The organism is Comamonas sp. SCN 65-56 (assembly GCF_001724135.1).
GTDB lineage: Bacteria > Pseudomonadota > Gammaproteobacteria > Burkholderiales > Burkholderiaceae_C > Comamonas_C.
The window spans coordinates 35,701-49,393 of record NZ_MEDS01000023.1 but is presented as its reverse complement, the minus strand read 5'-3'; the positions used below and the strand labels follow the sequence as shown (position 1 = coordinate 49,393).

Below are 13,693 nucleotides of genomic sequence, written 5' to 3'. Positions count from 1 at the left end.
GCTCAGCGTAATCAGACTTCGGCCATCGCCATCGCACTGGCCATGTCCACCGCAACGATACGCGAAACGCCCTGCTCCTGCATGGTCACGCCAATCAGCTGCTCGGCCATTTCCATCGCGATCTTGTTGTGGCTGATGAAGAGAAACTGGGTCCCGCGCGACATGCTGGCGACCAGCCTGGCGTAGCGCTCGGTGTTGGCATCGTCCAGCGGCGCATCGACTTCGTCGAGCAGACAGAACGGCGCCGGATTGAGCTGGAAGATGGCAAACACCAGCGCAATCGCGGTGAGCGCCTTCTCGCCGCCCGAGAGCAGGTGGATGGTCTGATTCTTCTTGCCCGGCGGCTGCGCCATCACCTGCACGCCCGCGTCCAGGATCTCATCGCCGGTCATCAACAGCTGCGCGCGCCCGCCGCCAAAGAGCTCGGGGAACATGGTGCCGAAGTGCCGATTCACCGTCTCGAAGGTGCCCGAAAGCAGCGTGCGCGTCTCGGCGTCGATGCGCCGGATCGCGTCCTCCAGCGTGCCCATGGCCAGCTGCAGATCTTCGTTCTGCGCCGTGAGAAAACCCTGGCGCTCGCGCGCGAGCGTGAGCTCTTCGAGGGCCGCCAGATTGACGGCGCCCAGGGCCTCGATGGCGCGCTGCAGCTGCTCGATGCGCGCCTGCAGGTCTTCGCCGCGCACCTGCCCTTCGGCAATCGACTGCTCCACCCGGGCCAGGTCGGCCTCGGCTTCCACCAGCAGGGTTTCGTACTGTTGCAGCGCCAGGCGCGCCGCCTGCTCCTTGAGCTGCAACTCGGTGATGCGCGCGCGCTGGGGTTCAAGCTGGCGCTCGGCCTGCATGCGCAGCTCATCGCTGGCGCGCAGACGGGCGGTAAGGCCGTCGTAGGCGCTGCGGCGCTCGCCCAGCAGCTGCTCGCTGGCGATCTTTTTCTCCAGCGCCTGCTGCAGGCCGCCCTGCGCCGCGGCGTCCGACAGGCGTGAGAGCTCTTCGCGCGCACGCTCGGTCTCCGCCTGCAGGCTGGCCGATTGCTGCTGCGCCATCGCCACGGCACGCGCCAATTCCTCACGGCGCGCCTGCAAGCTGCGGCGAGCAAACTGGGCCTCCTGCGCGCGGCGTTCCAGCTGGCGCTGCTGCTCGCGCCATTGCGTGAGCTGCTGCTCACTTTCAATCACCTTGTCTTGCAGCTGGGCATGGCGCTCCTGGCTGTCGGCCAGCTGCATGTCCAGCTCTTCGAAGCGGCCTTCGGCGACGGCGCGGCGCTCGGCAAGCTCCTGCAGCAAGGCCTGCAGCTCGGTCAGGTCGCTCTCGAGCTGGCGGCTGCGCTCGCGCGCCTGCTCGGCAAGCTGGCTCAGGCGCAGCAGTTCCACCTCTTCGTCGTGCGCACGCTTTTGCGCCTCGGCGGCTTCGCGGCGCGCCTGCTGCAGCCGGGCGCTCGCATCCTGATAGCTGCTTTCGGCGCGGAGCAAGGCGCTGCAAGACTCTTCAGCAATGAGGTGCTGCGCCCGCACTTCCTTCTCGAGGTGCTCGATCTCCTGCGCGCGCGCAAGCAGACCCGATTGCGCCGAATCCGGCGCATGAAAGTCCACGCCATGCGCCGTCACCGCATGGCCTTGCGGGGTGTAGAGGGTTTCGCCACTGTGCAGACTGGCGCGGCGTGCCAGCGCGTCGTCCAGCGTGGGGGCGGTCAGGCAGCCGTGCAGCCAGTCCTGCATCACCGCGTGCAGGCCCATGTCGGTCATGCGCAGCAAATCCACCAACCGCCCCTGGCCTGGCGCCGTCGGCGCAGCGGCGGGCGCGCTGTAAAAACTCAACCGGGCTGGCGGCGCGCTGGCGCCGGCAAAGCCGCGCAGCATCTCCAGGCGCCCCACGGGCAAGGCGGCCAGGCGCTCACGCAGCGCTGATTCGAGCGCGTTCTCCCAGCCGGGTTCGATGTGCAGCTGCGTCCACAGACCTTGCAAGCCATCCAGGCCCTGTTCTGCCAGCCACGGGGCGAGCTTGTCGTTGCTTTTGAGCTTTTCCTGCAGATCCTTGAGTGCCGCCAGGCGTGCGGTCAGGTCGGCCAGGCGCGCGCCCTCGGCCGCCACTGCGTGTTGGCGCGTGCGGCGCTCTTCATCGAGCTCAGGCACGCTGTCCTGCAACTGCGCCAGGCGGGCCTCGGCCTCCTGCGCCGCCATGCTCGCAAACTCGTGGCTCTCGCGCAGCTGCGCCAGGCGCTGTTCATCCGGCAGGGCGAGCGCGCCGCGGTCGCCGCGCAGGCGCTCATGGCGCAGCTCATGCTGGCGCGCCTGCTCGGCCATGCTGCGCTGCTCGGCGGCGAGCACCTGGATCTGCTGCTGCACCTGTGCCACCAGCGCCCGCTGCGCCTCGCTCTTGCCGCGTGCCTGGTGCAAGGCGTCTTCCAGCGCAGGCAGTTGCGCGGCCTGCTCTTCGGCCTGCGCGGCCAGCAGCTCGGCCTGTTCCTCGGCATCGTCACCGGCACCGGTGAGGCTCGCACGTTCTGCATCGGCCTCGCTGCTGCGCGCCGCCCATTCGGCGATCTGCGTCGCCAGCTGGGCCAGCCGCAGCTCCACACGTGCACGGCCCTCGACGACGTAGCGGATCTCGGCCTCCAGCTTGCCGACCTCGGCGGTGGCTTGATAGACCGTGCCCTGCGCCTGGTTGACCGCGTCACCGGCGGCGTAGTGCGCCTGGCGCAGGGTTTCGAGCTCTGCCTCCACATGGCGCATCTCGGCCATGCGGGCTTCCAGATCATTCACCGCCTGCAGGCCATCCGTGCGCACGCGCTCCAGTTCGGTCGCCGCGTCGCGGCGCTTGAAGAACCACAGCTGCTGGTGCGCCAGCTGCACCTGCTGCTGCAGGCTGCGGTAGCGCGCGGCGACCTCGGCCTGCTTTTCCAGCCTGGAGAGATTGGCGTTGAGTTCGCGCAGGATGTCTTCCACCCGCGTCAGGTTCTCGCGCGTATCGGCCAGGCGATTTTCGGTCTCGCGCCGGCGCTCCTTGTATTTGGAAACGCCTGCGGCTTCTTCCAGGAACAGGCGCAGCTCCTCGGGCCGGCTTTCGATGATGCGGCTGATCGTGCCCTGGCCGATGATGGCGTAGGCGCGCGGGCCCAGGCCCGTGCCCAGGAACACATCGTGCACGTCGCGCCGGCGCACCGGCTGGTTGTTGATGTAGTAGCTGGAGTTGCCATCGCGCGTCAGCACGCGCTTGACCGCGATTTCGTTGAACTGGTTCCACTGACCGCCGGCGCGGTGGCTCTGGTTGTCGAAGGCGAGTTCGACGCTGGCGCGGCTCGCCGGTTTGCGGTGCGTGGTGCCGTTGAAGATCACGTCCTGCATGCTCTCGCCGCGCAATTCGCTGGCGCGCGACTCGCCCAGCACCCAGCGCACCGCGTCCATGATGTTGGACTTGCCGCAGCCATTGGGCCCAACGACGCCGACGAGCTGGCCCGGCAACTGAAAATGCGTGGGCTCGGCAAACGACTTGAAGCCGGAGAGTTTGATGGAGGTCAGGCGCACGGCGGGCGGTGCAGGGAAAGCGCGAAAACGGCGGGAGCGGCAATCATACTGTTCCGTCGCTGGCTGAATTTTTACATATGAAAACAGGCCCTAGCGCAATGCAGGCAAGCGCTGGCAGCTACCAATTGCAAAGCAAGGCCAGCTACAGCATCGCGCCCCACTGCGATGGCGGGTCGGAGCGCTCCAGCACCAGCGCCTCATAGTCGTCTGCCGCCACCGGCGGGCTGAGCAGGTAGCCCTGCCAGAGGTCGCAGCCATTGCTTTGCAAAAAGGCGCGCTGCTCCTCGGTCTCCACGCCCTCGGCCACCACATCCAGCCCCAGGCTGGCGCCCAGCGCAATGATGGTGCGCGCAATCGCCGCCTCGTTCGGGTCGGTGAGCACGTGGCGCACAAAGCTCTGGTCGATCTTGAGCTCATCGAGCGGCAGCCGCTTGAGGTAGGAGAGCGACGAATAGCCGGTGCCGAAATCATCGAGCGAGAAGCTGACGCCGTAGTCCTTGAGCTGGCGCATCTTGGTGATCGTGCCTTCGGTATCGTCCAGCAGCATGCTCTCGGTCAGCTCCAGCTTGATGGCCCGCGTGGGCGCGCCAGTTTGTGCCAGCAGCGCCAGCAACCGCGGCGCGAACTGCTCCTGGCGAAACTGCAGCGCGCTCACGTTGACCGACAGCGTCAGTCGCCCCAACACCGGGTGGCCGGCCCAGAGCGCCAGCTGCTCGCAGGCCATGCGCATCACCGCCTCGCCCAGCGGCAGGATCAGCCCGGTTTCCTCTGCCAAGGCAATGAACTGCACCGGCGGGACCATGCCGCGCTGCGGGTGGCGCCAGCGCACCAGCGCCTCGGCGCCGATGATGCGCTCGCCCTCGACCTTGGGCTGGAAAAACAATTCGAACTGGCCCGCGTCCAGGCCCTTGCGCAGATCGGCTTCGAGCTGCACACGCTCGGCCACCTGGGCCTGCATCTGCTGCGTGAAGAAGCGCAATTCGCCACGCCCCTGGGCCTTGGCGGCATAAAGCGCCATGTCGCTGCGCTTGAGCAGTTCGTCGGCCGAGGATTCACTGCCATCAAATACCGCCACCCCCGTGCTGAGCGTGGCGCGCAGCACCTGCCCTGCCCCCAGATCGCAGGGCTGGCTTGCCGCCTGCATCAGCTTCTGCGCCAGCACCTGCAGGGCAGCCATCACTTCGCCTGCGCCAGCCGCCACCCTGGGCAGCACCACGGCGTAGACATCGCCACCATGGCGCGCCACCAGCGCATCGGCAGAAACGCCTGCAAGCAGCCTGCGGGCGATGAGCGCGAGCAGGCGATCCCCCACCTCGTGCCCGCTGGTTTCATTGATCGCTTTGAAGCCGTCTATGCCGAGCATCAGCAACGCCCCCGAACCACGGCCTGCAGCCGCCTGCGCCAGCGCCTTGCGCAGACCTTCCTGCAGGGCGCTGCGATTGGCCAGACCGGTCAGCACATCGGTCTGCGCCAGGTAGGCAATCTGCTGCTCGGCCTGGCGGCGCTGGGTCTGGTCCACCAACACCACGATATGGCCGTTGCCCAACGCCATGCCGGAGAGCTCCACCTGGCGCCGGATGCCGCCCTTGGCCGTCAGCACCAATTCGATGGGCCGAATGGCGCCTTCCACATCCAGATCGGCCGCTGCACGTGCCGCGTTCCATTGTCCGCGTGCGCGCTCGCGCTCCTGCGCGTCGGGCATGAGAGTGCGCCACCAGACATCCACGTTGGTCACTTCGTCGACCGCATAGCCGCAGATCTGCGCATGCCGGTGATTGACGAAAACAAGTTTTCCCTGGTCCACCACAGCGACACCGACAGGCAAGTGGTTGAATATCTCGCGGTAGCGCTGTTCGCTGCGTGCAAGCTCGCTCTGGACATGCCTGCTTTCGGTGATGTCCTCGATCACCGAGACATGGCAGGGCGTGCCAGGAATCTTCACCATCCGCAGTCTGGCCCAGATGGTCTTGCCATCCTTGCGCAGATAGCGCTTTTCCAGCTGGTAGCTGTCGATCTCGCCGCGCAGCATGCGGTCGCGCATTTCGATGCTCTTGGGCATGTCGTCCGGATGCGTATAGCTCTGGAAGTGCGTCTGCATCATCTCCTCGGCGCTGTAGCCCAGGATGGCGCACAGGGCCGGGTTGACATACATGCGCCGACCGCTCGCCGATTCGCTCTGGCTAATGCCGACCGGCGCATGTTCGAACACCGCCTGCAGCTTGGCTTCGTTTTCCTGCAGCGCCCGGCGCGCCGTGGCGGTCTGCTCCTGCGCGCGCTGGCGCCGCAGTCCGAGGTAGGCCATCCAGGCGGCCATCACGATGGTGATCAGCCCCATGACGCCGGTATTGACCAATGGGCGCGCTGCTTCCGCGGGACTGAGCAGCCCGGCCTCCGGCATGAAGCGCAATTGCCACAACCGGCCCTCCAGGGGGAGCAGGATTTCGCGGCCCAGCACCTCATTCCATGCGGTGTCGCCATGGGACGCCAGCACGCGCACTGCATTGGCATCGGGGGCTGCCGCCAGCCCCAGATCGCTCATGCTGAACGACAGCCCAGAGAAATTCTCCTGCCTCGCCAGCCCGGCCACCAGCGTGGGCAGGTCCAGGGTCAGCGCGACCAGCCCGGCGTTTCTGCTCTCGTCCTCACGTCCACCCATCTGATGATCCAGCGGCATGAACACCATGATCTGCGCGCCCCCCTTGCCCGGCAGGAGAGCGGTGGCCGTCGCCTGCCCGTCGGCCATGGCACGCTCTGCGCCCTGCAGCACCTCGGGCAGCGCATGCAGCTCCTGGCCGAGCAAAGCCTCATGACCGGCCGGCGGCCAGACGAAATCCGTGACCAGGTAGCGCGGCAGACTGGCGCGCGGATGCACCGCAAAACCCCGTGGCAGTGCACCACTCAGATGCGGATCCGCCGCGGCCTGCGACTCGAACAAGGAAAGCCGGGCCGCCTCCACGTTGCGAATGAGCTGGATATTGCTGATCGCGGGCAGCACCCGCCCGATATCCATGCGGTCCATCGCCAGCTCGAAATTGCGCCGCGTGATGTCGGGGCTTTGCTCCACCAGATTGCGCAGACTCATCAAGAGGCCATCCTGCTTGTCCACGCGCTGCAGCAGATCGTCTCTCACCGCGTCCGTGCGGAGCATGAAGCGCTCCTGCGCCAGATCATGGGCCTGGTGGCTGCTGTACATCCATGTGATGACCGATCCCGCCACACCGGCGACGAATACCAGCAGCGCTGGCAGCCAGTGCCACCATCCGGTGCGGGGGAGGGGTGAATGCGGCAAGCCAATCCATCGTGAAGTCATCGACCCCTTGAAGAATATAGGAGAACTCCCGTGGCGGGTGTACCAATGTGCGGGCGATACCACACGCATTCACGGCATCAGGCGGTGAGCCGCGGCCTGAGCCGCGCCGCCTCCATTTGCCCCACGCCTTTGAGGAACGCCCACACCGTCTGGATGCGCGCCTGGTGTTTGCCCTCGGCTGGCATGCTCATCCAGAAGGTGCGCGTGAAACATGCTTCATTGGGCAGCACCCGGGCCAGCGAGGTGTCGCCATCGGCCAGAAACGCCGGCAGCACCGCAAGGCCCGCGCCTGCGCGCACCGCCTGGTACTGCGCCATGATGCTGGTGGAGCGCAGCGAGAAGCGCCGGGGCGGAAAAACATCTTCCAGAAATTGCAGCTCCTTGGTGAAAAGCAGGTCATCCACATAGTTGACGAAGGCATGCCCGCTCAAGTCCTCACGGCGGGTAATGAGCGCATGGCGCGCCAGGTATTCCCGCTGGCCGTAAAGCAGTAGCGTGTAGTCCGTCAGCCGCGTGACCACGACCGAGCCGCGCTTGGGGCGCTCAAGCGAGATCACGATGTCCGCCTCGCGCCGCGACAGATGCAGCATGCGCGGCACCGCCAGCAGATCGACGGACAGATGCGGGTATTTCTGCGTCAGACGCGCCAGGTGCGGCGCCAGGATCAGCGTGCCAAAACCCTCGGTGGCGCCCACGCGCACCAACCCGGCCGGCCCGCTGCCCGCCGCATCGGGCGCCACCAGCTGCTGCGCGCCCAGCACCGCCGCCTCCATCGCTTCCACCGCAGGCAGCAGCTGGCGGCCGGCCTCGGTCAGGCGATGGCCCGCTGCCTCGCGCGCAAACAGCGGCACCGCCATGCTTTTTTCCAGCTGCAGAATGCGCCGCGCCACCGTGGTGTGCTCCACGCCGGTGCGTCGCGCCGCCGCGGCCAGGGTGCCGGTGCGCGCCAGCTCCAGAAAGTAGCGCAGATTGTCCCAATCGTTGCCTGCGGGTTTTGTCATGTGCAAATTTGCAAAGCCAAAGTGCAGTATTGTCTATTGCATATTCAATTTTGCACAACTAACATGCGTTGGTTTTCCACCCGTTTTCATCAGGAGACCAGCGCAATGGATGCATCCACCTCGCAGGGCGTGCTCGCCCCCACCGTCAAGCTGCTCATCGGCGGCAAGCTCGTCGAATCCAAGACCACCAAGTGGCGCGACGTGATCAATCCCGCCACGCAGCAGGTGCTGGCGCGCGTGCCCGAAGCCACGCCCGAGGAAATCAACGCTGCCGTGGCAAGCGCGAAGGAAGCCTTCAAGACCTGGCGCAAGACTTCGCTGATGGCGCGCGGGCGCGTGTTCCTCAAGCTGCAGGAGCTGATCCGCCTGCACATGAAGGAGCTCGCCGCCATCCTCACCGCCGAGCAGGGCAAGACGCTGCCGGACGCCGAGGGCGACGTGTTCCGCGGCCTGGAGATCGTCGAGCACGCGGCCAGCATCGGCACGCTGCAGCTCGGCGAGGTAGGCAACAACATCGCCACCGGCGTCGACACCTTCACGCTGATGCAGCCGCTGGGCGTGTGCGCCGGCATCACGCCGTTCAACTTCCCGGCCATGATTCCGCTGTGGATGTTCCCGATGGCGATCGCCTGCGGCAACACCTTCGTGCTCAAGCCCAGCGAGCAGGACCCGATGGTCACCATGCGCCTGTGTGAACTGGCCCTGGAAGCGGGCGTGCCGCCCGGCGTGCTCAACGTCGTGCATGGCATGGCCGATACCGTGAACGCGATCTGCGACCACCCGGACATCAAGGCCATCAGCTTCGTCGGTTCGACCAAGGTCGGCACCCATGTCTACCACCGCGCCAGCCTCGCCGGCAAGCGCGTGCAGTGCATGATGGGCGCGAAGAACCACGCCATCGTGATGCCCGACGCCAACAAGGAACAGGCGCTCAACGCGCTGCTGGGCGCATCGTTCGGCGCCGCCGGCCAGCGCTGCATGGCGATCTCGGTGATGGTGCTCGTCGGCGAGGCGCAGAAGTGGATTCCTGACGTCGTCGCCAAGGCCAAGACGCTCAAGGTCAACGTCGGCACGGCCGCCGGCACCGACGTCGGCCCCTTGATCACCTGCGCCGCGCGCGACCGCGTCGAAGGCCTGATCGCACAAGGCATCAAGGAAGGCGCCACGCTGGAGCTTGACGGCCGCAACCCCAGCGTGCCCGGCTACGAGAAGGGCAACTTCGTCGGCCCGACCATCTTCAGCAATGTGAAGCCCGGCATGAGCATCTACGACCAGGAAGTCTTCGGTCCGGTGCTGTGCATCGTGCCCGCCGACAACCTGGAGCAGGCGATCGAGTTCATCAACGCCAACCCCAACGGCAACGGCACCGCGATCTTCACGCGCTCGGGCGCCGCGGCGCGCAAGTTCAAGGAAGACATCGACGTCGGCCAGGTCGGCATCAACCTGCCGGTGCCGGTGCCGGTTTCGCTATTCTCCTTCACCGGCAGCCGCGGCTCCAAGCTCGGCGACCTCGGCCCCTACGGCAAGCAGGTGGTGCTGTTCTACACCCAGACCAAGACGATCACCGAGCGCTGGTTTGACGATGAAGAGCACCACGCGATGAATACCACCATCAGCCTGAAGTAAGCGCGGGCTTTGGCTCCTTCCCCCGCTGGGGCTGAAGGCTGCGGCTCCAGTTCCGCATGCGCGGAACTGGACAGCCTGAAGAGCGGCGGCGTTTCGTCGCCAGCACCGAGGTTGGGGTGGGGGCTTGCTTGAGCGCAGCGCTCGTTCGAGCGCCCAGGCCCCCACCCTGCCCTTCCCCACAGGGGGAGGATGAATACAAGCAAAATCAGGCTCCAGCCCTTGCCCATCAAGCGCTGGCAGCTATAAAACGACAAGCAGGAGACCTGACGCATGGATTTCGAACTCTCCGAAGACCGGCGCGCCTTTGCCGAGACCGCGCGCCAGTTCGCGCAGAGCGAACTCGCGCCGCACGCCGCGAAATGGGATGAAGAGGCCATCTTCCCGCGCGAGGCCATCGCCAAGGCCGGCGAGCTCGGCTTTTGCGGCCTGTACGCGCCCGCCCCGGCTCGACGCCACGCTGGTGTTCGAAGAACTTGCGGCTGTCGATCCCAGCACCACCGCCTTCATCACCATCCACAACATGGCGACCTGGATGCTGGGCACCTGGGCCACGGACGCAGTGCGCGGCGAATGGGGCGAGGCCTTGACCAGCGGCCAAAAACTCGCCAGCTACTGCCTGACCGAGCCCGGCAGCGGATCGGACGCCGCCTCCATCAAGACCAGCGCCCGGTTGCAAGGCGGCGAATACCTCATCAACGGCGGCAAGGCCTTCATCAGCGGCGCCGGCAGCACCGACATGCTGGTCTTGATGGCGCGCAGCGGCGACGCGGGCGCGGGCGGCATCAGCGCCTTTGCGGTTCCGGCCGATTTGCCGGGCATCAGCTACGGCAAGAAGGAACACAAGATGGGCTGGAACAGCCAGCCCACGCGCACCATCAGCTTTGACAACGTACGCATCCCCGCCAGCCACCTGCTCGGGCGCGAGGGCGAAGGCTTCAAGATCGCGATGAAGGGGCTCGACGGCGGGCGCATCAACATCGCCACCTGCTCGGTCGGCGCGGCGCAAGGGGCGCTCGCGCACGCGCAGCGCTACCTGCAGGAGCGCAAGCAGTTCGGCAAAACCTTGGCGAGCTTCCAGGCGCTGCAATTCAAGCTGGCGGACATGGCTACGCAACTCGTCGCCGCGCGCCAGATGGTGCGCCTGGCCGCCAGCAAACTCGACGCCGCAGCGCCCGACGCCACCACCTATTGCGCCATGGCCAAGCGCTTCGCCACCGACACTTGCTTCGATGTGATCAACGACGCGCTGCAACTGCACGGCGGCTACGGCTATCTGCGCGACTTTCCGCTGGAGCGCCTGCTGCGCGACGCACGCGTGCACCAGATCCTGGAAGGCACGAACGAAATCATGCGCGTGATCATCGGGCGCAGGATGCTCGATGGCGATGCGCCCGATGCGATCCGATGAGGTAACAGAGAACTCCCTCCCCCTCTGGGGGAGGGTCGGGGTGGGGGCCAGCGGCGCCAGCACAAGCCCGCCCCCATCCCCGCCTTCCCCCAGAGGGGGAAGGAGCAAGACAAAAGCCTAACCACCACCACTTCACTCAAGGAGACAACACATGCAAATCGCCTTCATCGGCCTGGGTCACATGGGCGGCCCGATGGCCATCAACCTGCACAAGGCCGGCCACAACGTGCAGGCCTTTGACCTCGTCCCTGCCGCCTGCGAAACCGCCAAGGCCGCAGGCGTCCAGATTGCCGCTAGCAGCGAGGCGGCAGTCAAGGGCGCGGAAGTCGTCATCAGCATGCTGCCCGCCAGCCACCACGTCGAAGGCCTGTACCTGGGCCATGGCGGCAGCGGCGGACTGCTGGCGCACATCGCCCAAGGCACGCTGGTGATCGACAGCTCAACCATCGCCGCCGCCACCAGCCAGAAAGTCGCCAAGGCCGCGCAGGCTGCGGGCCTGGCCTTCATCGACGCACCAGTCTCCGGCGGCGTCGGCGGCGCGGTGGCCGGCACGCTCACCTTCATGGTCGGCGGCTCGAACGCCGACCTGGAGCGCGCCCGCCCAGTGCTCGAAAAAATGGGCGCCAACATCTTCCACGCCGGTGCCATCGGCGCGGGCCAGACCGCCAAGATCTGCAACAACATGCTGCTCGGCATTTTGATGATCGGCACCAGCGAGGCGATGAGCCTGGGCGTGGCCAACGGGCTGGACCCCAAGGTGCTGGCCGAAATCATGCGCCGCAGCTCGGGCGGCAACTGGGCGCTGGAAAAATACAACCCCTACCCCGGCGTGCACGAGAACGCCCCGGCGAGCAAGGGCTACGCAGGCGGGTTTGGCACCGACCTGATGCTCAAGGACCTGGGGCTGTCGCAAGAGAACGCCACCGCCACGCGCGCCTCGACGCCGCTCGGCGGTCTGGCGCGCGCGCTGTACGCCGCGCACAGCCTGGCGGGACACGGCGGGGAAGATTTTTCCAGCATCATCAAGATGGTGCAGAAGAAGAGCTGAATCACCGGGCGGGCAGCCCCGCCTCCAGCACCGGCTTGGCCCAATCGGGCGTGCGGGCCAGTTGCTCCAGGTCGTCGGACAACGGCCAGATGAGCTTCCCCTCGCGGAACACCGCCACCGGCAGCGGGTCGGGCACCACCTCGCCCGGCGCGGCGCTGGCGCTGTTGTCAAACAGGCGGACCTCGGCCAGATGGGGCAGCAGGGCGATCAGATGGGCGATCGACGCCGTCCAGCGCTCGCGGATCTTGACTTCCGGGATATCGTGGCCCCCGGCTGCCACGCGCTTGCGCACGCGCCTCAGGTGCAGCTCGGGCGTCGCCAGGCCGCAAAACCAGATCAACACATCGTGCGTACGGCTGGCCTCGCGCAGCCGTGCGGTCATGCTCGCGCCGCCCAGCGTGGTTTCCAGCGCATGGCTGCGCCCCTCGGCAATGGCCTCGTCGAGCCGGCGCATGCCCTCGTTCCAGGCCACCGCGTTGGCCTCGGTCTGATCGGTCATGCCCGTCGCCAACCACTCGCGCGCAAACGCGTCGGGGTTGAACCAGGCCAGCCCCGCACGCGTGAGCAAATGCCCGCCGATCGAGCTCTTGCCGGCGCCATTGACGCCAGCGAGCACATAGATGACGGGCCGGGACATTCGGATCAAAAACAGCTGCAGCGCTTTACTGACAAGCGCTGGAAGCTATCAAAAAAAGAGATTTCGAAATCAGTGCGTCTGACCAACTCTGACCTGGCCCGCAAGTATCGCCGGCTGCGCCAGAACGTCCCGCAGACGCTCTCCGGCATCGGTGGCACGCAGGCCCGCAAGCCGCTCGTCGAACCGCTGGCGCAATGCCTGCAGCGCATCGTCCTGCCGTGCGCGGGCGGACTCGGCGGCTTGCAGCAAACGCTGATACTCCTGCGTGGAGAGAATCACCGCCTCGGGACGATCGTGGTTGGTCACCACCACCGCGCCATCCTGCCCCACCACGCGCATCACGCCACGCCAGCCCAGCTTTTTGACATCGGATGCGGGCGTGCGCGCCAGCGCGGGGAAGGCCATCGGGGCCAAAGCAGTCGCTGCGGACATCGAACACCTCCAAGAAAAAGCCAAAAAAGGGTAAATACTCCCAATAAACCTATTTTACCCTTTGATATCGTTTTGCGCGGTGGATGCGCTTTGGATGGCGTGGCGTCCGCCGTTGGGTCTTTAACCGCTACGGTTGCTGCGCCTGCAGTTCGCGCAACTCTCTTTCCAGCTCCTGCTGGCGCGTCTGCAGCTCACGCGCGCGCATGTCGCACATGGTGGCTTCGGCTTGCATGGTTGCCGCCAATGATTGCAGGTAGGTGGCGCCTGCCAAGTTGTTTCTGGCACCGGCTTTGTCGGCTTCCAGCTTCTTGAGTTTGCGCTCGCACTCCAGCTTGTTGTATTGCGTCGCCGCGCGCGCATCAGGCACGCCACGGTTTTCCAGGAAAAATCGCCGCTGGTAGCTGGCGCCAAACGGGCCTTCCTTCGGCTTGGCAGCGGTCGGCGTGGCTGCATCAGCCTGTGCCGGCGTCTGTGCTGGCACTGGTGTCGGTGCGTCCACGCCACGGGCGGGCTTGATCTCTATCGCGCCTCCAGCGCCCGCGCATGCGGCCTCTTGGTACGAGACTTTGCCACCAGCGCCAACGCACTTGTTGATCGCCAGCGCCCCTCCGGCGCTGCCAAACATCAACAGCAGCACCAACACGCCACGCACAGCCTGATCCATCGCATCACCTCCATTGCAGCCCAGCCACTGTGCGACCGACTGCAAA

The 13,693-nt window shown here is 66.3% G+C and carries 8 protein-coding genes and 1 pseudogene; 3 read left to right on the top strand and 6 right to left on the bottom strand.

Going from position 1 to position 13,693, the window contains the following annotated elements:
- Positions 1–11: 11 nt before the first annotated feature.
- The 3 genes from smc to ABS45_RS12460 all read right to left on the bottom strand — a co-directional run bounded on the left by smc (position 12) and on the right by ABS45_RS12460 (position 7,832).
- Positions 12–3,521 carry a chromosome segregation protein SMC gene (smc, locus tag ABS45_RS12470; protein ID WP_291555854.1) on the bottom strand — a complete coding sequence of 1,170 codons (3,510 nt, stop codon included), beginning with the start codon at positions 3,519–3,521 and terminating at the stop codon, positions 12–14.
- Between the two features lie 142 nt (positions 3,522–3,663).
- Positions 3,664–6,831 (bottom strand): EAL domain-containing protein, encoded by a 3,168-nt coding sequence (locus ABS45_RS12465; RefSeq protein WP_291555853.1) that lies wholly within the window; start codon positions 6,829–6,831, stop codon positions 3,664–3,666.
- Between the two features lie 77 nt (positions 6,832–6,908).
- Positions 6,909–7,832: a LysR family transcriptional regulator gene (locus ABS45_RS12460; protein ID WP_291555852.1), complete on the bottom strand. Its 924-nt coding sequence runs from the start codon at positions 7,830–7,832 to the stop codon at positions 6,909–6,911.
- 105 nt (positions 7,833–7,937) lie between these two features.
- Here ABS45_RS12460 and ABS45_RS12455 point away from each other — a divergent pair, with 105 nt between their 5' ends.
- The 3 genes and pseudogenes from ABS45_RS12455 (at position 7,938) to mmsB (ending at position 11,914) form a co-directional block, all read left to right on the top strand.
- Positions 7,938–9,458, top strand: a complete 1,521-nt coding sequence (locus ABS45_RS12455; RefSeq protein ID WP_291555851.1) for a CoA-acylating methylmalonate-semialdehyde dehydrogenase — start codon at positions 7,938–7,940, stop codon at positions 9,456–9,458.
- 270 nt (positions 9,459–9,728) lie between these two features.
- A pseudogene (locus ABS45_RS12450) lies at positions 9,729–10,866 on the top strand (acyl-CoA dehydrogenase family protein).
- Between the two features lie 151 nt (positions 10,867–11,017).
- A complete protein-coding gene (gene mmsB, locus ABS45_RS12445) occupies positions 11,018–11,914 on the top strand; it encodes a 3-hydroxyisobutyrate dehydrogenase (RefSeq protein ID WP_291555850.1) in 897 nt (298 codons plus the stop codon).
- A gap of 1 nt (position 11,915) precedes the next feature.
- On the opposite strand, the gene ABS45_RS12440 is transcribed toward mmsB, so the two are convergent.
- The 3 genes from ABS45_RS12440 to ABS45_RS12430 form a co-directional block, all read right to left on the bottom strand.
- Entirely contained in the window at positions 11,916–12,551 is a 636-nt protein-coding gene (locus ABS45_RS12440; protein WP_291555849.1) for an AAA family ATPase, read from the bottom strand.
- Between the two features lie 69 nt (positions 12,552–12,620).
- Positions 12,621–12,983 (bottom strand): type II toxin-antitoxin system Phd/YefM family antitoxin, encoded by a 363-nt coding sequence (locus ABS45_RS12435; RefSeq protein ID WP_291555848.1) that lies wholly within the window; start codon positions 12,981–12,983, stop codon positions 12,621–12,623.
- 127 nt (positions 12,984–13,110) lie between these two features.
- Positions 13,111–13,647 (bottom strand): DUF4124 domain-containing protein, encoded by a 537-nt coding sequence (locus ABS45_RS12430; protein WP_291555847.1) that lies wholly within the window; start codon positions 13,645–13,647, stop codon positions 13,111–13,113.
- Positions 13,648–13,693 lie beyond the last annotated feature (46 nt).